Raw genomic sequence first — 20,259 nt, 5'->3', positions numbered from 1 at the left:
ATCTCCGCACTCCGCGTGGTTGGTAGAACCGTGAACTACACCGGGGTGCGCGAGGTGGACGTGGTGGTCATAGGCGCCGGGCAGGCGGGTCTCTCCGGCGCCTACCACCTGCGGCGGGCCGGTCTCGTGCCCGACCGCGACTTCGTGGTGCTCGACCACGCGCCCCGGCCGGGCGGAGCGTGGCAGTTCCGCTGGCCCTCGCTCACCTACGGCAAGGTCCACGGGATGCACGCCCTACCCGGCATGGAGCTGACCGGGGCGGCCGCCGAGCGCCCGTCGTCCGAGGTGATCGGAGAGTATTTCGCCGCGTACGAGGACCGTTTCGGCCTGCGGGTGCACCGGCCGGTCGAGGTGAGCGCCGTACGTGAGGGCGACGGCGGCCGGCTGCGCGTCGAGACGTCCGATGGCGCCTTCGCGACGCGTGCGCTGATCAACGCGACCGGGACCTGGGACCGGCCGTTCTGGCCGCGCTATCCGGGTCAAGAGACGTTCCGGGGGCGGCAGTTGCACACGGCGGACTATCCGGGCCCCGACTCCTTCGCGGGGCTTCGGGTGATCGTGGTCGGCGGCGGGGCCTCGGGCACCCAGCACCTGATGGAGATCGCCGAGGTGGCCGCGGACACGACGTGGGTGACGCGCAGGCCGCCGGTCTTCCGCGAGGGCCCCTTCGACGAGGAGGCCGGGCGGCGGGCCGTGGCGATGGTCGAGGAGCGTGTGCGGCTCGGGCTCGCGCCGATGAGCGTGGTCTCGGTGACCGGGCTGCCGCTGAACGACGCGGTGCGGGCGGCGCGGGCCAAGGGGGTTCTCGACCGGCTGCCGATGTTCGACCGGATCACCGAGCACGCCGTGGTCTGGGACGACGGGCGGAGCGTGGCGGCCGATGTCATCCTCTGGGCGACCGGTTTCCGTGCGGCCATCGGCCATCTCGGTCCGCTGGGGCTGCGCGAGCCGGGCGGCGGCATCCGGCTCGAAGGGACCAGGGCGGTCAGGGACGAGCGGGTGCATCTGGTCGGCTACGGCCCCTCGGCCTCGACGATCGGCGCCAACCGGGCGGGCCGGGCGGCGGTGCGGGAGATCGGACGGCTCCTGGCGGGCGAGCACGGGCCGGCCGGCGAGCGGGCGCCCGCGCCGGTGTGGGAACCGGCCACGGCGTGATCAGGCGGAACCGCTCCGCTGCTTCTGGTTCTCGTTGAACTCACCTACGTTCAGGAGATGTTGGGCGTAGCTGTCGGTGAAGCGGGTGTCGCCGGGCGCCACGGTCACGAAGTACAGCCAGTTGCCGGGGGTGGGACGGATCGCGGCGTCCAGCGCCTGTTGCCCCGGGTTGCCGATGGGGGTCGGCGGCAGACCCTTGTGCTCATAGGTGTTGTAGGGACTGTCGGTCTTGGTGTCGCGCGTGGTGGTGGCCGGCGTCGAGCGGTTGAGCGCGTAGTTCAGCGTCGAGTCCATCTGGAGCGGCATGCCTTGGGCCAGACGGTTGCGGATGACCCGGGCGACCTTGCCCATGTCGGCCGCCGAGTCCGCCTCCGCCTGCACGATCCCCGCGATGGTCACCAGCTGATAGACCGTCAGACCGCTGCTCCGGGCGCCCTCGGTGATCCGGTCCTGCCCGAAACGCCCCTTGGCGGTCGCGACCATATAGGCGAGCAGGCCGCCCGGGGTCGCGTCCTCCTTGACGGGATAGGTGGCCGGGTAGAGATAGCCCTCGGGGTTGCCCTTGGCCTCGACCGGAAGCTTCAGGTCCGTCGTGGCTGCGGCCTTCTTGGCGGTGCCGGGCGGCAGATGGAGGCGCTGGTCGAGTGCCGCGTACACCTGGCTCGCCCGCCACCCCTCGGGGACGACCAGGCTCCTGGCCGGGGCGCCGGACTCCCGCAGCACCAGCAACAGCGCCGCGCCGGCCGCCACGAGCAGCGCGAGCAACAGCAGCAGAAACAGCCGGCCACGCCGGGTCAGCCGGGGCCTTCGGCCGTACGAGGTCGCACTCATGGCGGCACGCTACCCCTTGATTCGGGACATATCGGGCACCTGGCGGCCTGCGACGCGCGTCGCGCTCAGCCTCGGCTTCGGCCTCGGCCTCGGTCCTGGCGAACACACGAACAGGGGATCGGGTGTTCGCTGGTACGCGTGATCGTCCCGGCTTTCGTTGCCCAACTCCCTTGTGGCGACAGATGCTTGAGGGGCGCAAGCGACGGTCTGAGGACCGGGCTCGCGCAGTCCCATGACGGCATCGCCCTGATGCCTCCACACCAGCAGAAAGCACCATCATGAACCTGATCACCGACCTGCTCGCCGGCGTCTTCCACTTCCTCGGCTGGCTCGTCTGACGCTGCTCACGCCCGGCGCCGCCGTTCCCCGTCCCACGGGAGCGGCGGCGTCGCCGTGTGCGTGCCCCCGGCGGACGCGCGGCCTCAGCTGCGGGCGGGGGCCGGCTCGGCGTCCCTGCGCACCAGCGCGGCATATCTGCCGTCCTGGTCGAGCAGTTCCTCGTGGGTGCCGCGCTCGACGATCACGCCCGCGTCGAGCACGACGATCTGGTCCGCGTCGCGCACGGTGGAGAGACGGTGGGCGATGGTGATGGTGGTGCGGCCCTCGGAGAGCGCGTCGATGGCCCGCTGCACCGCGTGTTCGGTCCGGGTGTCGAGCGCGCTGGTCGCCTCGTCGAGGATCAGGACCGGCGGATCGCGCAGGATCGTCCGGGCGATCGCCAGGCGCTGCTTCTCCCCGCCCGAGAACCGGTAGCCACGCTCACCGACCAGGGTGTCGTAGCCGTCCGGCAGCGAGACGATGTGGTCGTGGATCTGGGCCGCGCGGGCGGCAGCCTCCAGCTCCTCGTCGCCGGCCTCGGGCTTGGCGAAGCGCAGGTTCTCGGCGACCGAGGCGTGGAAGAGGTACGTCTCCTGGGAGACCACGCCGATCGCGCGGGCCAGGCTGTCGAAGTCGAGTTCGCGCACGTCCACCCCGTCCAGCGTGACGCGGCCGCCGGTGACGTCGTACAGGCGCGGCACCAGATAGCTGAGCGTGGACTTGCCGGAGCCGGTGGGGCCGACGACGGCGAGGCTGCTGCCTGCCCGAACGGTCAGGTCGATGCCCGAAAGTGTGGGGCGCTCCTGCTGCTCGTCGTAGCGGAAGTCGACGTTCTCGAAACGGACCGTGCCGCGCGCCGCATCCAGATGGACCGGCTCGTCGGGCTCGGTGATGTCCACCGGCAGGTCGAGGTATTCGAAGATCCGCTGGAAGAGGGCGAGCGAGGTCTGCATCTGCACACCCGTGGACAGCAGGCTCACGGCGGGCCTGAACAGGCCCTGCTGGAGCGAGACGAAGGCGACGAGGGTGCCGATGGAGACGGAGGGGCCGCCGGTCTCCAGGGTCAGGCCGGCCGCCCAGTAGATGACGGCGGGCATGGCGGCCATGACGATGCCGATGGTGGACATGCGCCAGCGCCCGGCCATGTTGGAGCGGACTTCGAGGTCGACAAGGAGCTCGGACTCGGCGGCGAAGTTCTTGGTCAGCGAGTCGGTGCGGCCCATGGTGCGGCCCAGCAGGATGCCGCTGACCGAGAGCGATTCGGTGACCTCGGCGGCCATGGCGGCCATCTGCTTCTGACGCTGGGTGGTGATCTTCTTGCGTTCGCGGCCCACGCGGCGGCTGATCCAGACGAAGACCGGAAGCAGCAGCAGCGAGACGCAGGTCAGGCGCCAGTCGAGCGCGAGCATGGCGACGACGGAGGCGACGACGGCCGTCAGATTGGAGACCAGGGAAGTGGCGGTGGAGGTGACGGTCGCCTGCATGCCGCCGATGTCGTTGGCGATGCGGGACTGCACCTCGCCGGTGCGGGTCCGGGTGAAGAAGGCGAGCGGCATGCGCTGGAGCTGCGCGTAGACCGCCGTCCGCAGATCGTGCATGACGCGCTGGCCGACGGTGGTGCTGATCAACGTCTGGAGCACGCCGAAGACGCTGGTGAGGACCGCCGTGCCGATCATGCCGAGGGCGAGCAGGCTCAGCAGGCCCGTGCGGCCGCGCGGGATGGCGACGTCGAGGATTTCACGGAGCAGGAACGGCGTGGCGACCGAGACGAGCGAGGACGCGGCAACGAGCAGCCCCACGACGGCGAGACGGCCGCGGTAGGGGCGGAACAGGCCGAGGATGCGGCGGATCTGGGCCGGCTCCTTCGGCTCGGTGCCGCGGGGCGGGGGTGTCCAGGTGGATTGTTCGGGGCGCATGGGCTCCTTCGACAGGGCTGAGGGCGCCCGCACGGAGGCGGAGCGGCGGCGACTTCGAGAGCATAGCTCATTGTTACCTATACTCACAATGAACCAGGTCCTGTTATTGTTCCCGTATGCAGCCACACATTTCCCGGGCCGCCCCAGCCGTCCGCCCCGCCGTCGGTACCGACGCGGCCGCCGACGCCGACGGCCTGCTGGCCGAGCAGTTGCTGCGGCTGACCCGCCGACTGCACCGCATCCAGAAACACCACCTGGAGCCGGTCGGCATCACGCCCGCGCAGTCCCGGCTGCTGCGCACGGTCGCGCACTGGAACGAGCCGCCGCGCATGGCCGATCTCGCCGCGCGTCTGGAGGTCGTCCCGCGCGCCGTGACCACCCTGGTCGACGCCCTGGAGGAGAGCGGCGACGTGCGCCGGGTGCCCGATCCCGCCAACCGCCGGGTGATCCGCATCGAGCTCACCGACGCGGGCCGCGCCACGCTGCGCGCGCTGCGGGGCGCGCGCCGGGGCGCGGCGGAGGAGATCCTGGCCCCTTTGACCGCCGGCCAGCGTGCGGTCCTCGGCGAACTCCTGACCACCCTGATGGACGGCACACCGCAGGGCCGCTGCTGAGCGACACGCACCCCGCGGCCCCCGATGAAGCGTCACCAGGCGCCCAGCGACCGGTATCAAGAGTCCACATCCGGTCGATCACCTGGAGACTCGTTGAACGAGGCAGCATCGGAGCACCACGACGTCAGCCGCCGCTCCGTCCTGCGGGGCGCGGGCGCCGCGAGCGCCGGCATCGGGCTCGGCGTGACCACGACACCGGCCACGGCGGCCCAGCACGCGAGCCGGCCGTCGGCGGCGGCACCGCCCCGCCAGGGCGAGACCATGATCGGGGTGCCCTTCGAGCGGCGCTCCACGGTGCGGGTCGCGATGATCGGTCTCGGCAACCGGGGCGCCGCGATGCTCGATCTGTATCTGGCCGTACCGGGGGTCGCCGTGGTCGCGCTGTGCGATCCGGTGAAGGCGAAGGCCGAGCGTGCCGCCGCCAAAGTGGCCGCCGCTGGACAGCCCGCGCCCGCCGTGTACGTCCACGGCGAGGACGATTACGCCCAGTTGCTCCAGCGCGGCGACGTGGACTTCGCGCATGTCGCCACCCCCTGGGACTCCCACTTCGAGATCGCGAAGTCCGCCCTCCTGAACGGCGTCCATGTCGGAGTGGAGTGCCCGCTCGCGCTCCAACTCGACCAGCTGTGGGAACTCGTGGACCTCTCCGAGCGGACCCGAAGGCACTGTGTGCAGCTGGAGAACTGCTGTTACGGGCGCAACGAGATGCGGGTCCTTCGCATGGCGCACGCGGGCAAGTTCGGGGATCTGCTGCACGGCGCGGGCGCGTACAACCACGATCTGCGCGCCATGATGTTCGACCCGGCCTACTACGAAGGCCCCTGGCGCCGGCTGTGGCACACCCGGCTGCGCGGCGACCTCTACCCCAATCACGGCTTCGGTCCTGTCGCCAACTACATGGACCTCAACCGGGGCGACCGCGCCGTGAGCATCGTCAGCGTCGGGACGCCCTCGCTCGGCCTCGCGCAGTACCGGGCCGCCCACATGCCCGCCGGCGACCCGAGCTGGAAGGAGACGTACATCGGCAGCGATCGCACCATCAGCCTCGTGGAGACCGCCAAGGGGCGCGTGATCCGGCTCGAGCACGACGTGTCGACGCCGCACCCCTACAGCCGGATCAACAGCCTCGCCGGCACCAAGGGGCTCTTCGAGGACTATCCCGAGCGGATCTACCTGGAGAGCGACCACCACGACGACGCGTGGGGCGACTTCTCGACGTACGCCGAGTGGGACCACTGGCTGTGGAAGGAACACGCCCATCCGCCGGGCACCCACGGCGGGATGGACTACATGCTGGTGTTCCGCCTGACGCAGTGCATGCGCCTCGGGCTCGTGCCGGACTTCGACGTGTACGACGCGGCGACCTGGACCGCGCCGGTGCCGCTGAGCCATCTGTCCATCAAACAGCGGGGCCTGCCGCAGGAGATCCCCGACTTCACCCGGGGCGAGTGGAAGAAGCCCCGCCCCGGGATGGACTCCGCCAAGCCCGCCGAGGCCTGAGGGCGGGGCGGGCGCCGGTCCCCTGGTCCGGGTGGGGTCCCGGGCGCCCGCCTTGGCGGCTCAGCAGTGCCGGACGTCCTGTGTCAGGGCGCCCTGCGCCGTCTTGAGGCTGCGGTCGTAACACCCGTCCGAACCGTACAGGCGGTAGCGCTCGGCCGAGGTGCCGACCGCGTGGCGCTGATCGCGCGGCACGTTCATGGTCCAGGCCGCGTCACCCTGATAGGTGTCGTCGAGGTGGGAGAAGGCGGTGGGGCGCGCACCGCGCAGGGTGAGCGCGTCCGCGCGGTCGCCGAGGGTGATGACGGTGCGCAGGCGGCCGTCCGTGGCGATGGTCGTCGTACCGTCCATCGTGTAGGTCCGGTCGTCGCGGTCGGTCACCGCCGGGCCGCGCCCCTTGGTCGTCACGCTCTCCTCGTCGTGCCAACTCCCCTTCAGCGCGTCGGTGTTCTCGCCCTCGGTCCAGCGGTGGACCGAGTCGCCGGCCACCGAGCGCGTCACCGTCGTGGTGACGCGGCCGTGGGAGGTGTCGAGGTAGCCGGCCGTGGTCAGACGGTGGCTGCTGTGGGCGTCGAGTCGCAGTTCGGGCGAGCCCGGCTTGTACGTGGTCGAGTTGACCGGGTCCGTCTCCTCGTGACGGGTGAGGGCGCCCGTGACGACCTTGCGCCCCGAGTCCTGCCAGATGAGCAGGTTGGTGGGCGTCGACCAGCCGGCCTGCCCGGTGGGCACCCCCGCGACCGACACCTCCACCTGGTGCGGACGCCCGTCGTTGAGCAGGGCGGCGTAGGGCGTCAGGTCGTAGGTGACGGGCTGGACGTCGAAGGCGCGCGGGGCGGGCACGACGTACCAGAGGAAGGGGTTGGACCAGCCGCCCGTCCATACGGTGGGGAACGGGGCCGCTATGCCGGCGAGTTGGCCGTCGACCTTGATCTGCACCTCGCGGTTGGGCCCGGCCTGCGCCTTGCAGGAGTAGGCGGCGGGGTCGGGGACCGCGAGATACCAGAACTCCTCGCAGCCGCCGCCGGAGCCGGTGGCGTACACCTCGGCGAGCAGGCGTTCGGAGTTGCGCGGGGTGGTGACCCGCGCGGTGTCGAGGGCGAGCACCTGGTCGGGGGTGGCCGCGGGCGCGGTGCGGGTGTCGGCGGCGTAGAAGGTGAGGGTCACCTTGACGTCGATGACGCCGGTGTAGGTGTCGTCCACGGTGTTGCCGATGAGCATCTCGACGGGTTGGGCGGAGCGGAAGGTGGAGCTGTAGCGGGTGACGTCCTTCTCGACGTTCCAGGCGATGCCCTCCGCCGAGGGTTCCGGCGTCGAGGTGCGCAACACCTCGACGCCGCCCACGTGCAGATAGCCGAGCCGGTCGTACTGACGCCCCTTGACCTTGCCGTCGAGGCGCAGCACCACCTTGCTCCACCGGTCGCCGCAGCCCTTGGGGGGCGCGTAACCGCCCCGGTAGGGCGTGTAGTCGCGGAACTGGGTCTCGGCGATGGTGACTTGGCAGGACTTCGTGTGCGGGGTGGCGACCGGGGGCGCCGCGGTCAGCGGGTCGTGCCAGTCGGTGCCAAACTCGGTGGGCGGGGCAGCGGCCGCCGCAGGCCCCGCGCCGAGCGCCAGGGCGGCGGCCAGGGTGAGGCCGCCGAGCATGGACATGATCCTTCGTCGTCTCATGGACCAGGAGTGAAGCGCGAGCGCGCGCCCCGCGCCAGACCCGGGCGCCCGGACATGGCGGATTCTGGGCCCCAACGCGGAAAAACCGTTTGAAATCCGCACCGGGAAAACGCGAACCTGGCACGACTCCAGCCACTCGACGCGAGGAATCCAGGGACGTCATGCACATTCGCGATCTTCCCTATACGGATCCGGGTGAGCCGGACGTCCGCTCGGGCCCCCGGTTTCTGTACTGGCTGGGGCGCAACCAGCTCGGCGGCCAGCTCAAGGCGCTCGGCTGGGGCCTGCTGCACCAGTGCGGCATCGCCGGTCTGCCGCTGACCGTCGGTCTCGGCGTGCAGGCGGCCGTGGACCGCTCGGGCGACCGGCTCGCGCTCGCGGCCGGGCTCAACGTGCTGCTCGGCGTGGCGATCGCGCTCGGCGAAGTGATGCTGCACCGCACGGCCGTCAGCAACTGGATCACCTCCGCCGCCCGGGTGCAGCAGCTCCTGGCACGCAAGGCCGCCGAGCTCGGTTCGGCGCTCACCCGGCAGGTCGCGGCGGGCGAAGTGGTCGCGGTCTCCACGGGCGACGTCGAGAAGATCGGATGGTTCGTCGAGGCGCTGTCGCGGTTCGCCGCGGCCGCCGCCGCGCTGGTGATCATCTGTGTCGGCCTGGTGATCTACCAGCCCGCCCTCGGCGTCGTGGTCGCCATCGGCGTGCCCGTACTCGCCCTGGCCGTACTGCCGTTGCTGCCGCAGGCGACCCGGCGCGCGGATGCCCAGCGCGAAAAGGCGGGCCGGGCAACGGAGTTGGCGTCCGACACGGTCGCGGGGCTGCGGGTGCTGCGCGGCATCGGCGGCGAGGAGCTGTTCCTCGGCCGCTACCGCGAGGCCTCGCAGGAGGTCCGCCAGGCGGCCGTCCGCAGCGCCCGGATGTGGTCGCTGATCTCGGCGGTCCAGGTCCTGCTGCCCGGTCTGCTGCTCATCACGGTGGTCCTGTACGGCGCGCGCCTGGCGCTCGACGGGCGGATCGCGGTGGGTGAACTGGTCACCGTGTACAGCGCGGTGACGCTGATGCTCTACCCCTTGCAGCACTTCGCGGAGATCGCGATGGCGTACTCGTTCTCGCGGCCCTCCGCGAAGCGGGCGGCGCGGGTGCTCGCGCTCCAGCGGGTCACCGACCCGGCCGGGACGCGGGCGGGGGCGCCGTCCGGGCCGCTGTCGGGCGACCTGTACGACCCGTCGAGCGAACTGCGCGCGATTGAGGGCCGGTTCACGGCCGTGGTGTGCGGTGACCCGGACGCGGCGGGACGGCTCGCGGACCGGCTCGGCGGTCACCCCGCCGAGCCGGACGGGATGGAGTCGGTGCTGCTGGGCGGGGTGGCGCTCGACGGGCTCGCCCTCGCGGAGGCCCGCGCGGCCGTCCTCGTCCAGGACAAGGACCCGGTGCTGCTGTCGGGCACGCTGCGCGACCTGCTCGACGTACCGTCGTCCGGGCGGGTGGACGCGGCGGACGCGCTGGCGGCGGCGCAGTGCGAGGACGTACTGGACGCGCTGGCGCAGGCGTCCGTCGACGGCGGCGGGGACCCGATGGGGACCCGGATCACCGAGCGCGGCCGCTCACTCTCCGGCGGACAGCGTCAACGGCTCGCGCTCGCGCGGTCGTTGGTGGCTGACCCCGGCGTGCTCGTCCTGGACGAGCCGACCTCGGCGGTCGACACGCACACCGAGGCGCGCGTCGCGGGCGGCATCAAGCGGTTGCGCGCCGGGCGCACGACGGTCGTGTTCACCTCATCGCCCCTGCTGCTCGACGCCGCCGAGCAGGTCGTGTTCGTGGACGGCGGCGAGGTGGCATCGGTGGGCACGCACCGCGATCTGGTCCGCACCGATGTCCGCTACCGCGCGGTGGTCACCCGCGAGACGGACGAGGCGGAGCCGAAGGCAGTGTCGTGGACCCTGGAGAAAGTGGAGGAGTCGGCATGATCGGCGTGGCGGTACCGGAGTACGACCCGGCGGCCCCGCAGTCGGCCACCACCCTGCCGGTGGGCACCCCGGCGACGGTGCGCTCCTACGCGCGCGAACTTCTGCGGCGCCACCGCGCGGCGTTCGCCGTGCTGATCGGGGCCAACGCCGTCGCCGTGATCGCGTCCATGGCCGGTCCCTATCTGCTCGGCGGCGTCATCGAGGACCTGTCGACGGGGGTCCGTGACCTCCACCTGGGGCGCGTGGCGGCCCTGTTCGCGGTGGCGCTGATCATCCAGGCGGTGTTCGTCCGGACGGTCCGGCTGCGCGGCGGCATGCTCGGCGAGGAGATGCTGGCCGATCTGCGCGAGGACTTCCTGGTGCGAGCGGTCGGGCTGCCGCCCGGCGTGCTCGAACGGGCGGGCACGGGCGACCTGTTGTCCCGGATCACCACGGACATCGACCGGCTCGCCAACGCGATGCGCGAGGCGGTGCCGCAGCTGGCCATCGGCGTGGTGTGGGCGGGGCTGCTGCTCGGCGCGCTGGGCGTCACGGCTCCCCCGCTCGCCCTCGCGGTCCTGGTCGCGCTGCCGGTGCTTGTGACGGGCTGCCGCTGGTACTTCCGGCGGGCGCCGTCCGCCTACCGCTCGGAGGCCGCCGGGTACGCGGCGGTCGCCTCGGCCCTGACCGAGACGGTCGACGCCGGGCGCACCATCGAGGCGCACCGCCTGGGCGCGCGCCGCGTCGCGCTCTCGGACCGGCGCGTCAAGGAGTGGACGGCCTGGGAGCGGTACACCCTGTTCCTGCGCTCGGTGCTGTTCCCCGTGGTCAGCGTCACGCACATGATGATCATGGTGTCGGTGCTGACCATCGGCGGGGTCTTCGTCCTCAAGGACTGGATGACGGTGGGCCAGCTCACCACGGGAGCCCTGCTCGCCCAGATGCTGGTCGAGCCGGTGGGGCTCATCCTGCGCTGGTACGACGAGCTCCAGGTGGCGCAGGTCTCGCTCGGGCGCCTGGTCGGCGTGCGGGAGATCGAGCCAGGCGCGGGCGACGCGGGGGTGCGGCCGAAGGGGCGGCACGTCGAGGCGGACCAGGTGCGCTTCGGCTACCGCGCAGGGGTGGACGTCCTGCACGAGGTCTCCCTCTCGGTGGCCCCGGGCTCCCGGGTCGCCCTGGTCGGTCCTTCCGGAGCGGGCAAGTCCACTCTTGGGCGGCTGATGGCCGGGATCTACGCGCCGCGCGCCGGCCGGGTCACCCTCGGCGCGGCCGAGCTGTCCCGGATGCCGGCGGAACGGGTGCGCGAACATGTAGCGCTGGTCAACCAGGAGCACCATGTCTTCGTGGGCTCGCTCCGCGACAATCTGCTGCTCGCGCGTACCGGCGCCGAGGACGCCGAGCTGTGGGCGGCGCTCGGGGCGGTCGACGCGGACGGGTGGGCGCGGGGGCTCGACGACGGGCTCGCCACGGAGGTCGGCTCCGGCGGTCATGCGCTGACCCCGGCGCAGGCCCAGCAGATCGCCCTGGCCCGCCTGGTCCTCGCGGACCCGCACACGCTGGTCCTGGACGAGGCGACGTCCCTGCTCGACCCGCGCGCGGCCCGCCATCTGGAACGTTCGCTGGCCCGCGTCCTGGACGGCCGTACGGTCGTGGCGATCGCCCACCGCCTGCACACCGCGCACGACGCGGACGTCATCGCGGTGGTGGAGCGGGGCCGGATCGTGGAGCTGGGCAGCCACGAGGAGCTGGTGGCGGCGGGCGGGGCGTATGCGGGGCTGTGGCAGTCCTGGCACGGATAGCCTGCGGCGCGCGGCAGCCCAACCCGGCGCGCGCTGACCCGGGTCTCCCCCGCGGGGGGGCGGGTGGCGGGGCGGCGGGGCGGCGGGGCCCTCACGGCGCCCCCTACCCGCGAGCCGCGCGTGGCCGGGGCCCCGGCTCCCCTTTCCCTGCGGGCCGCGTGTGGCAGGGGACCCTCCGGCTCCCCTTCCCCGAGGGGCCGCATGTAGCGGGGGGCTTCCGGCTCCCCTTCCCCGCAGGCCGCATGTGGCTGGTCGCGCAGTTCCCCGCGCCCCCAAGGGGCCGCGTCCTGCCCAGCCGGGATCTGCCCGAAGGGCAGCCCTAAAGGGGCGCGGGGAACTGCGCGAGCGGCCCCGCACCGCCCGCAGACAAAACACCACACCCAACCTGCCCGAAGGGCAGCCCTAAAGGGGCGCGGGGAACTGCGCGAGCGGTCCCGCGCACGGCCACGGCGTGAATGGGTGGACCCGCCGCCCGGACCGGCGCGGGGGTCAGATGAAGTTCAGGGCCCCCGCCGCGCCGACCCCGCCCAGGATCATGAACACCGGCATCAACACCTTCAGCTCCACCCAGCTCCCCGCACGGAACCGCATCCCCTTCGGCGGCCCCAGCGGAGCCCACCGCTTCCGGCCGAGCGGGATCGGCCACAGGATCGGGCAGCCCGACACCGTCAGCGCGTCACCGATGTCGTGGACCAGGGCGCCCAGGACGATGGGCAGCCCCAGCCACAGGTACTCCTGGCCGGGGCCGGAGAAGAGCCAGTCGGAGCCGTTGCCCGGCTCGTCGAGCACCCCCGCCAGGATCCACGCGCTGGTCCCGCCGAGCAGCCACACCAGCACATCGCTGGAGACCCGCGCGGCCCGCCACAGCAGCCCCTCCACCGCGAGGACCAGATGGACGAAGAGGATGCCGAGCACCGCCCACCGGCCGCCGAACACCGCCGCCGCCGAGGCACCCGCCCCGATCAGGACGGCCCACAGCCAGGTGTGGGTCAACGTACGGTGACCGCCGTTGCGCCGGGGGTCGCCGGGCCCTCGGGTCGCCTTGTAGACCGCGTGCGAGAGGTCGTCGACGATCCCGCACAGCGCCTTGGACACCGGCCCGAACGCGCGCGAGATGGTCGCCGACTTGTGGTCCAGGTCGGGCGCGAGCGCCGCGCCCGCCGTGATCAGGGCGCCCACGGCGAGCACCGGCCACGGCATGGGGTGCCCCCCGGCGGCGGCAGCGGCGCCCACCCCGAGCCAGGCCGCGGCCCCCGACAGTGAGTGCGCTGGTCCCATCATCGCCGTGCCCCGCCCCATTCCTCTTGCTCGCACGCCCAGTTGACGCACAGGTGACGGCCCGTCCGCAGACGGGCCGCCGGGGCAGCCTACCCGCGATGATCTTCGCGCCGGCGGCCGGTTCCCGCTTCCGGTGCCGGGACAGGCAAGATGGGGGCGTGACCCTTATCGATCAGCTGCCGCCGAGTGCCGACCCCGATGCCCTTTTCGAGGCCTTCTCCACCTGGGCCGAGGAGCGGGGCATCACCCTGTACCCGGCCCAGGAGGAGGCGCTGATCGAGGTCGTGTCCGGGGCGAACGTCATCCTGTCCACCCCCACCGGCTCGGGAAAGAGCCTGGTCGCGGCGGGTGCGCATTTCGCGGCCCTGGCCCGGGACGAGGTCACGTTCTACACCGCGCCGATCAAGGCGCTGGTCTCGGAGAAGTTCTTCGACCTGTGCAAGCTCTTCGGCACCGAGAACGTCGGCATGCTCACCGGTGACGCCTCCGTCAACGCGGACGCGCCCGTCATCTGCTGCACCGCCGAGGTGCTGGCCTCCATCGCGCTGCGCGACGGCAAGTACGCCGACATCGGCCAGGTCGTGATGGACGAGTTCCACTTCTACGCCGAGGCCGACCGGGGCTGGGCCTGGCAGATCCCGATCCTGGAGCTCCCCCAGGCCCAGTTCGTCCTGATGTCGGCCACCCTCGGTGACGTCTCGATGTTCGAGAAGGACCTCACGCGCCGCACCGGCCGCGAGACGGCCGTGGTCCGCTCGGCGACCCGGCCCGTGCCGCTGTCGTACGAGTATGTGACGACGCCGATCACCGAGACGCTGACCGAGCTCCTTGAGACCCGGCAGTCGCCCGTCTACATCGTGCACTTCACGCAGGCGCAGGCGGTCGAGCGCGCGCAGTCGCTCATGTCGATCAACATGTGTACGCGCGAGGAGAAGGACAAGATCGCCGATCTGATCGGCAACTTCCGCTTCACCACCAAGTTCGGCCAGAACCTGTCCCGTTATGTGCGCCATGGCATCGGTGTGCACCACGCGGGGATGCTGCCCAAGTACCGCCGCCTGGTCGAGAAGCTGGCCCAGGCGGGCCTGTTGAAGGTCATCTGCGGTACGGACACGCTGGGCGTGGGCGTCAACGTACCCATCCGTACGGTGCTGTTCACGGCGCTCACCAAGTACGACGGCACCCGCGTGCGCACCCTGCGGGCGCGCGAGTTCCACCAGATCGCGGGCCGCGCCGGGCGGGCCGGGTTCGACACCGCCGGGTTCGTGGTGGCGCAGGCCCCCGAGCACGTCATCGAGAACGAGAAGGCGCTCGCCAAGGCGGGCGACGACCCGAAGAAACGCCGCAAGGTGGTCCGCAAGAAGGCGCCCGAGGGCTTCGTGGCCTGGTCGGACACCACCTTCGAGAAGCTGATCGCCTCCGATCCCGAGCCGCTGACCTCACGCTTCCGCGTCACCAACATCATGCTGCTCTCGGTGATCGCCCGGCCGGGCAACGCCTTCGAGGCGATGCGCCACCTCCTTGAGGACAACCACGAGCCGCGCAAGGCGCAGCTGCGGCACATCCGCCGGGCCATCGCGATCTACCGCTCGCTGCTGGACGGCGGTGTGGTGGAGCAGTTGGAGACCCCCGACGCGGAGGGCCGCACCATCCGGCTCACCGTCGACCTCCAGCAGGACTTCGCCCTGAACCAGCCGCTGTCCACGTTCGCGCTGGCCGCCTTCGACCTCCTGGACCCCGAGTCGCCGTCCTACGCGCTCGACATGGTCTCGGTCGTCGAGTCCACGCTCGACGATCCGCGCCAGATCCTCGCAGCGATGCAGAACAAGGCGCGCGGCGAGGCCGTCGGGCAGATGAAGGCGGACGGCGTCGAGTACGAGGAGCGCATGGAGCGGCTTCAGGACATCTCGTACCCCAAGCCACTGGAAGAGCTCCTGTGGCACGCCTACAACGTGTACAAGACCTCGCACCCGTGGGTCGGCGACCACCCCGTCTCGCCGAAGTCCGTCATCCGCGACATGTACGAACGGGCGCTCACCTTCACGGAGTTCACCTCCTGGTACGAGCTGGCGCGTACCGAGGGCATCGTCCTGCGCTATCTGGCGAGCGCGTACAAGGCGCTCGACCACACCATCCCGGACGACCTCAAGACCGAGGACCTGGAGGACCTGATCGCCTGGCTCGGCGAGATGGTGCGCCAGGTGGACTCCTCGCTCCTGGACGAGTGGGAGCAGCTGGCCAATCCCGAGGTGCAGACCGCCGAGGAGGCGCAGGAGAAGGCCGACGAGGTCAAGCCGGTCACGGCCAACGCCCGCGCCTTCCGGGTCCTTGTGCGCAACGCGATGTTCCGCCGGGTGGAGCTCGCGGCGTTGGACAACGTCGACGCGCTGGGTGAGCTGGACGCGGAGTCGGGCTGGGACGCGGACGCGTGGGGCGAGGCGATGGACGCGTACTGGGACGAGTACGACGACCTCGGCACCGGCCCCGACGCGCGCGGCCCCAAGCTCCTGTCCATCGAGGAGGACGCGGCGCACGGGCTGTGGCGCGTCCGTCAGGCCTTCGCCGACCCGAACGGCGACCATGGCTGGGGCATCAGCGCCGAGGTCGACCTCGCGGCCTCCGACGAGGAGGGCCGCGCGGTGATCCGGGTGAAGGACGTTGGCGAGCTGTGATCACGAAGTGGAGCCGCACCCCATGACGGAACCCATGACGGAGTCCCTGCCGAACCCGGCCGAAAGACTCGTCGATCTGCTCGACCTCGAACAGATCGAGGTGAACATCTTCCGTGGCCGCAGTCCCCAGGAATCCCTCCAGCGGGTCTTCGGCGGCCAGGTCGCGGGCCAGGCGCTCGTCGCGGCCGGGCGCACCACGGACGGCGAGCGGCCGGTGCACTCGCTGCACGCCTACTTCCTGCGGCCCGGCCGCCCCGGCGTGCCGATCGTGTACCAGGTCGAGCGGGTCCGCGACGGGCGGTCCTTCACCACCCGCCGCGTCACCGCCGTGCAGCAGGGCCGCACGATCTTCACCCTGACCGCGTCCTTCCACCGCCCGGAATCCGGCAGCATCGAGCACCAGCTTCCGCCGCGCCTCGACTTCCCCGAGCCGGAGTCGCTGCCCACCGTCAGCGACGAGATCCGCGCGCATCTGGGGGCGCTGCCCGAGGCGCTTGAGCGGATGGCGCGCCGCCAGCCGTTCGACATCCGCTACGTGGACCGGCTGCGCTGGACGCCCGGCGAGATCAAGGACGCCGATCCGCGCAGCGCGGTCTGGATGCGCGCGGTCGGCCCGCTCGGCGACGACCCGCTGGTGCACACCTGCGCGCTGACCTACGCGAGCGACATGACGCTCCTGGACGCGGTGCGCATCCCGGTCGAGCCGCTGTGGGGGCCGCGCGGCTTCGACATGGCCTCGCTCGACCACGCGATGTGGTTCCACCGGCCCTTCCGCGCCGACGACTGGTTCCTGTACGACCAGGAGTCCCCGGTCTCCACGGGCGGGCGCGGCCTGGCCCGTGGCCGGATCTACAACCGGGCGGGCGAACTGCTGGTGTCGGTGGTGCAAGAAGGCCTCTTCCGGCCTCTGGACCCCACCGGCACCTGATCAACTCACCTTTTTCCAGAAGGAGTCATCGATGAGCCTGTACGACATCCCGCTGCGCACCCTGACCGGCGAGCCGGCCTCGCTCGCCGACTACAAGGGCCGGGCCGTGCTCGTGGTCAACGTGGCGTCCCAGTGCGGTCTGACCCCGCAGTACGCGGGCCTTGAGCGGCTGCAACAGCAGTACGGCGAGCGGGGCCTGACCGTGCTCGGCGTGCCGTGCAACCAGTTCGGCGGCCAGGAGCCCGGCACCGCCGAGGAGATCGGTACGTTCTGCTCGGCGACGTACGGCGTGACCTTCCCGCTCCTGGAGAAGACCGACGTGAACGGCGAGGGCCGCCACCCGCTCTACGCGGAGCTCACCAAGACGGCGGACGCCGACGGTGAGGCCGGCGACATCCAGTGGAACTTCGAGAAGTTCCTGCTCTCCCCGCAGGGCGAGGTGGCCGCGCGCATCCGCCCCCGCACCGAGCCGGAGGCCCCCGAGGTCGTGACCCTCATCGAGGCCAACCTGCCGGCCTGATCAGCTTCCGCGACGCGCGAGCGCCCCGCCCTCGAACCGAGGACGGGGCGCCTTCACGTGCCGGCGGCTAGCGGATCGGCATGCCCGACAGGGTGCGGGCGATGACGAGGCGCTGGATCTCGCTGGTGCCTTCGAAAATGGTGTAAATGGCGGCGTCCCGGTGCATGCGCTCCACGGGGTACTCGCGGGTGTATCCGTTGCCGCCGAGGATCTGGATGGCCTGGGCGGTGACCTTCTTGGCCGTCTCGCTCGCGTACAGCTTGGACATCGAGCCCTCGGCCGACTCGAACTTCTTGCCCGTGGTCGCCATCCAGGACGCGCGCCACACCAGGAGGCGGGCGGCGTCGATCTGGGTGCGCATGTCGGCGAGCTGGAAGGCGACGCCCTGGTTGTCGATGATGGGGCGGCCGAACTGCTCGCGGGTCTTGGCGTATTCGAGGGCGTAGTCGTACGCCGCGCGCGCGGTGCCGACCGCCATCGCGCCGACGGCCGGGCGGGAGGCCTCGAAGGTGGCCATGGCGGCGTTCTTGACACGCTCCCCCTGCGTCTTGGCCTTCTCGCGGGAGCGGGCGAGCCGTTCGTCGAGCTTTTCCTTGCCGCCGAGCAGGCAGTGCCCGGGGACGCGGACGTCTTCGAGTACGACCTCGGCGGTGTGCGAGGCGCGGATGCCGTGCTTCTTGAACTTCTGACCCTGCGTCAGGCCCGGGGTGCCCGGCGGGACGATGAAGGAGGCGTGGCCCTTGGAGCCGAGTTCGGGGTCGACCACGGCGACCACGACATGGACGTTGGCGATGCCGCCGTTGGTGGCCCAGGTCTTGGTGCCGTTGAGGACCCACTCGTCCTTGGCCTCGTCGTAGACGGCTCTGGTGCGCATGGAGGCGACGTCGGATCCGGCGTCCGGCTCGGACGAGCAGAACGCGGCGACCTTGACGTCGGTCACATCGCCGTACATCTGGGGGATCCAGGTGCCGATCTGTTCCTCGGTGCCGTTGGCCAGGACGCCGACGGCGGCGAGTCCGGTGCCGACGATGGACAGCGCGATGCCGGCGTCGCCCCAGAACAGTTCCTCCATGGCCACCGGGATGCCGAGACCGGTGGGGTCGAAGAACTGCTGCGCGTAGAAGTCGAGGGAGTAGATTCCGACCTTCGCGGCCTCCTGGATGACCGGCCAGGGGGTCTCCTCGCGCTCGTCCCACTCGGCGGCGGCGGGGCGGATCACGTCTTTGGCGAAACCGTGCAGCCAGTCCCGGACCTGCTTCTGGTCGTCGTTGAGATCCATCGTGAACTCGGCCATGACCCCTCCACCACTCCCTGCGTTACTTGCGGTAACCGCAGTCTGTTACCGACGGGTAGCCGATGTCAACCGGCCTCGGGCCCGGCGGCGCCGGGGGCTGCCGGGGTGTTACGTTGCGCAAGGCTTTCTGGAGACGAAGACCCACAGAGCACGCGGTGCACGCAGCACGCGGTGCACGCAGTACGGGCGGGGAGAGACCCATGGAGACCACGCAGCAGGCCGAGCAGCAGCGTACGGCGGCCGAGCGCCGGCGGCGCGAACTCCTGGAGGCGGCGGACCGGGTGGTGCTGCGGGACGGTCCGAAGGCGTCGATGAACGCGATCGCGGCGGAGGCGGGCATCACCAAGCCCATCCTGTACCGGCACTTCGGCGACAAGGGCGGCCTCTACCGGGCGCTCGCCAAGCGCCACACCGACGCGCTGCTCGCCGCGCTCAGGTCCGCGCTCGACGCGCCGGCCGAGCGCCGCGAGAGGGTCGAGGCGACGCTTGAGACCTATCTCGCGGCGATCGAGGCGCGGCCGCAGGTCTACCGCTTCCTGATGCACCCCGCGGAGGACGCGCCCGCGCCGGAGCCGGAGCAGGGGTTCGACGTGGGCCGCCACTCGGCGCCGCTGCTGCGGCGCATGGGCGAGGACCTGGGCGTGGTCATAGCCGAGCGGATCGATCTCGGGCCGGGCGGGGACGTGCTGGCGCGGGTGTGGGGCCACGGGATAGTCGGCATGATGCATGCGGCCGGTGACTGGTGGCTGGGTGAACGGCCCTGTTCCCGTGCGGAGTTGGTGCGGGCGCTGGCGGATCTCCTGTGGGGCCGCCTCGCAGCGGCGGCCGACCGCGCGGGGGGCCCCGCGTTCTGACCCTGGCGGCGGCGGTACGGGTGGCCTGCCCGGCCGGGGTCTGGGGCGGGTGCGGCCCGTACGTGGCTGGTCGCGCAGTTCCCCGCGCCCCTGACTATCCGGTGCGGGTCGGCGCGGCATACCCAGCACGGGGTCTGGGGCGGAGCCCCAGGGGCCCCGGCTGCGGACCGTGCTGGGCTGAGCGCGCAGTTCCCCGCGCCCCTGGCGGGGCTGGTGCTGGCCCGCATGTGCATACCCAGCCCGTCATGGGGGTCCCCCCTGGCCCTTAAGGCCTTGGGGGAGATTGAGGACGAGGCCGTTCAGGCCGAACGGGGTCTGGGGCGGAGCCCCAGGGGCCCTGGCGGAGGGGTCAGGCGGGGTGGGACCAAGGGGATTTGCGGATGGCGCGCCGCAGGCGGGCACCGTGGCGCCCCGTCACACGGTCGGCGTACACCACCCCCTCAAGGTGATCGCACTCGTGCTGAAGGCACCGCGCGAAGAACCCGGTCCCCTCGACCCGCACCGGCGCGCCGGAGCAGTCCACCCCCTCCACCACCGCCCGGTCGAACCGCGAGGTGGGCGCCTCGAGACCCGGCAGGGACAGGCACCCCTCGGGCCCCTTCACCTCGACGCCGTCCGCCTCGACGAGGCGCGGGTTGACGACGTACCCGAGATGCCGCACGTCCTCGTCGTCGGGGCAGTCGTACACGAACACCCGCTGGCAGACGCCGATCTGGTTGGCCGCCAGGCCGACCCCGTCGGCCGCGTACATCGTGGCGAACATGTCCTCGACGAGGCGGCGCAGCGCGGGCCCGAAGTCGGTGACGGGCTCGCAGGGGGCGTGCAGGAACCGGTCACCGAGGAGACTCATCTCTCTTACGGAGCCGGAACTGCCGGGAATGGGACGGTGGCGCATGGGCGCAAGAGTACGTTCCACGGGGCGCGGGCCATTTCGGATGGTGGCGCGGTTCGGGGCGCTGACCGGATCTCGAT

The 20,259-nt window shown here is 71.6% G+C and carries 15 protein-coding genes; 9 read left to right on the top strand and 6 right to left on the bottom strand.

Annotation, left to right across the window (positions count from 1 at the left end):
* The first annotated feature begins 30 nt into the window (after window positions 1-30).
* Window positions 31-1,155 carry an NAD(P)-binding domain-containing protein gene (locus ACFYM2_RS15320; RefSeq protein ID WP_388836456.1) on the top strand — a complete coding sequence of 375 codons (1,125 nt, stop codon included), beginning with the start codon at window positions 31-33 and terminating at the stop codon, window positions 1,153-1,155.
* Here the strand turns inward: ACFYM2_RS15320 and mltG are convergent, their stop codons facing one another.
* Both mltG and ACFYM2_RS15310 read right to left on the bottom strand, forming a co-directional pair.
* Entirely contained in the window at window positions 1,156-1,986 is an 831-nt protein-coding gene (gene mltG / locus ACFYM2_RS15315) for an endolytic transglycosylase MltG (RefSeq protein ID WP_388456952.1), read from the bottom strand.
* Between the two features lie 422 nt (window positions 1,987-2,408).
* Window positions 2,409-4,220, bottom strand: coding sequence for an ABC transporter ATP-binding protein (locus ACFYM2_RS15310; RefSeq protein ID WP_388836453.1), 1,812 nt, complete (start codon window positions 4,218-4,220; stop codon window positions 2,409-2,411).
* Window positions 4,221-4,336: 116 nt separating this feature from the next.
* Between ACFYM2_RS15310 and ACFYM2_RS15305 the strand changes: the two genes are divergently transcribed.
* Together ACFYM2_RS15305 and ACFYM2_RS15300 are read left to right on the top strand one after the other, a co-directional pair.
* Window positions 4,337-4,834, top strand: a complete 498-nt coding sequence (locus ACFYM2_RS15305; protein WP_388456956.1) for a MarR family winged helix-turn-helix transcriptional regulator — start codon at window positions 4,337-4,339, stop codon at window positions 4,832-4,834.
* 24 nt (window positions 4,835-4,858) lie between these two features.
* The gene (locus ACFYM2_RS15300; RefSeq protein WP_388836450.1) at window positions 4,859-6,334 is read left to right on the top strand and encodes a Gfo/Idh/MocA family protein; all 1,476 of its coding nucleotides are present in this window, start codon (window positions 4,859-4,861) and stop codon (window positions 6,332-6,334) included.
* Window positions 6,335-6,394: 60 nt separating this feature from the next.
* Here ACFYM2_RS15300 and ACFYM2_RS15295 read toward each other — a convergent pair whose 3' ends face one another.
* Window positions 6,395-7,999 carry a peptide-N4-asparagine amidase gene (locus ACFYM2_RS15295; RefSeq protein ID WP_388836447.1) on the bottom strand — a complete coding sequence of 535 codons (1,605 nt, stop codon included), beginning with the start codon at window positions 7,997-7,999 and terminating at the stop codon, window positions 6,395-6,397.
* Window positions 8,000-8,160: 161 nt separating this feature from the next.
* On the opposite strand from ACFYM2_RS15295, the gene ACFYM2_RS15290 reads away from it, so the two are divergent.
* Both ACFYM2_RS15290 and ACFYM2_RS15285 read left to right on the top strand, forming a co-directional pair.
* The gene (locus ACFYM2_RS15290; protein ID WP_388836444.1) at window positions 8,161-9,963 is read left to right on the top strand and encodes an ABC transporter transmembrane domain-containing protein; all 1,803 of its coding nucleotides are present in this window, start codon (window positions 8,161-8,163) and stop codon (window positions 9,961-9,963) included.
* Window positions 9,960-11,741, top strand: a complete 1,782-nt coding sequence (locus ACFYM2_RS15285; RefSeq protein WP_388836441.1) for an ABC transporter ATP-binding protein — start codon at window positions 9,960-9,962, stop codon at window positions 11,739-11,741. Before ACFYM2_RS15290 ends, ACFYM2_RS15285 begins: the two co-directional genes overlap by 4 nt.
* A 489-nt stretch (window positions 11,742-12,230) precedes the next feature.
* Here the strand turns inward: ACFYM2_RS15285 and ACFYM2_RS15280 are convergent, their stop codons facing one another.
* Window positions 12,231-13,022 (bottom strand): metal-dependent hydrolase, encoded by a 792-nt coding sequence (locus ACFYM2_RS15280; protein WP_359003951.1) that lies wholly within the window; start codon window positions 13,020-13,022, stop codon window positions 12,231-12,233.
* A gap of 95 nt (window positions 13,023-13,117) precedes the next feature.
* On the opposite strand from ACFYM2_RS15280, the gene ACFYM2_RS15275 reads away from it, so the two are divergent.
* The 3 genes from ACFYM2_RS15275 to ACFYM2_RS15265 are packed head-to-tail and all read left to right on the top strand — an operon-like array spanning window position 13,118 to window position 17,139.
* Window positions 13,118-15,691, top strand: a complete 2,574-nt coding sequence (locus tag ACFYM2_RS15275; protein WP_359003948.1) for a DUF3516 domain-containing protein — start codon at window positions 13,118-13,120, stop codon at window positions 15,689-15,691.
* Between the two features lie 46 nt (window positions 15,692-15,737).
* Window positions 15,738-16,619: an acyl-CoA thioesterase II gene (locus ACFYM2_RS15270; RefSeq protein ID WP_359004081.1), complete on the top strand. Its 882-nt coding sequence runs from the start codon at window positions 15,738-15,740 to the stop codon at window positions 16,617-16,619.
* Between the two features lie 31 nt (window positions 16,620-16,650).
* On the top strand, window positions 16,651-17,139 hold the full coding sequence (locus tag ACFYM2_RS15265; protein WP_359003945.1) for a glutathione peroxidase: 489 nt from the start codon (window positions 16,651-16,653) through the stop codon (window positions 17,137-17,139).
* 67 nt (window positions 17,140-17,206) lie between these two features.
* On the opposite strand, the gene ACFYM2_RS15260 is transcribed toward ACFYM2_RS15265, so the two are convergent.
* Window positions 17,207-18,433 carry an acyl-CoA dehydrogenase family protein gene (locus ACFYM2_RS15260; protein ID WP_359003942.1) on the bottom strand — a complete coding sequence of 409 codons (1,227 nt, stop codon included), beginning with the start codon at window positions 18,431-18,433 and terminating at the stop codon, window positions 17,207-17,209.
* A 200-nt stretch (window positions 18,434-18,633) separates the two neighbouring features.
* Between ACFYM2_RS15260 and ACFYM2_RS15255 the strand changes: the two genes are divergently transcribed.
* Complete coding sequence (locus tag ACFYM2_RS15255) at window positions 18,634-19,287, top strand: TetR family transcriptional regulator (protein ID WP_388456967.1); 654 nt, start codon at window positions 18,634-18,636, stop codon at window positions 19,285-19,287.
* A 349-nt stretch (window positions 19,288-19,636) separates the two neighbouring features.
* On the opposite strand, the gene def is transcribed toward ACFYM2_RS15255, so the two are convergent.
* Window positions 19,637-20,182 carry a peptide deformylase gene (gene def, locus ACFYM2_RS15250; RefSeq protein ID WP_358999664.1) on the bottom strand — a complete coding sequence of 182 codons (546 nt, stop codon included), beginning with the start codon at window positions 20,180-20,182 and terminating at the stop codon, window positions 19,637-19,639.
* Window positions 20,183-20,259 lie beyond the last annotated feature (77 nt).

Origin of the sequence: Streptomyces sp. NPDC006711 (assembly GCF_042869775.1) — a bacterium.
Taxonomy (GTDB): domain Bacteria; phylum Actinomycetota; class Actinomycetes; order Streptomycetales; family Streptomycetaceae; genus Streptomyces.
This window is presented reverse-complemented; position numbering and strand designations above follow the sequence as displayed.

Excerpts from the sequence above, each read along its gene's own strand:
- mltG (WP_388456952.1), bottom strand. The coding sequence starts at position 1,986 with ATGAGTGCGACCTCGTACGGCCGAAGGCCCCGGCTGACCCGGCGTGGC.
- ACFYM2_RS15310 (WP_388836453.1), bottom strand. The coding sequence starts at position 4,220 with ATGCGCCCCGAACAATCCACCTGGACACCCCCGCCCCGCGGCACCGAG.
- ACFYM2_RS15305 (WP_388456956.1), top strand. The coding sequence starts at position 4,337 with ATGCAGCCACACATTTCCCGGGCCGCCCCAGCCGTCCGCCCCGCCGTC.
- ACFYM2_RS15300 (WP_388836450.1), top strand. The coding sequence starts at position 4,859 with ATGAAGCGTCACCAGGCGCCCAGCGACCGGTATCAAGAGTCCACATCC.
- ACFYM2_RS15295 (WP_388836447.1), bottom strand. The coding sequence starts at position 7,999 with ATGAGACGACGAAGGATCATGTCCATGCTCGGCGGCCTCACCCTGGCC.
- ACFYM2_RS15290 (WP_388836444.1), top strand. The coding sequence starts at position 8,161 with ATGCACATTCGCGATCTTCCCTATACGGATCCGGGTGAGCCGGACGTC.
- ACFYM2_RS15285 (WP_388836441.1), top strand. The coding sequence starts at position 9,960 with ATGATCGGCGTGGCGGTACCGGAGTACGACCCGGCGGCCCCGCAGTCG.
- ACFYM2_RS15280 (WP_359003951.1), bottom strand. The coding sequence starts at position 13,022 with ATGATGGGACCAGCGCACTCACTGTCGGGGGCCGCGGCCTGGCTCGGG.
- ACFYM2_RS15275 (WP_359003948.1), top strand. The coding sequence starts at position 13,118 with ATGATCTTCGCGCCGGCGGCCGGTTCCCGCTTCCGGTGCCGGGACAGG.
- ACFYM2_RS15265 (WP_359003945.1), top strand. The coding sequence starts at position 16,651 with ATGAGCCTGTACGACATCCCGCTGCGCACCCTGACCGGCGAGCCGGCC.
- ACFYM2_RS15260 (WP_359003942.1), bottom strand. The coding sequence starts at position 18,433 with ATGGCCGAGTTCACGATGGATCTCAACGACGACCAGAAGCAGGTCCGG.
- ACFYM2_RS15255 (WP_388456967.1), top strand. The coding sequence starts at position 18,634 with ATGGAGACCACGCAGCAGGCCGAGCAGCAGCGTACGGCGGCCGAGCGC.
- def (WP_358999664.1), bottom strand. The coding sequence starts at position 20,182 with ATGCGCCACCGTCCCATTCCCGGCAGTTCCGGCTCCGTAAGAGAGATG.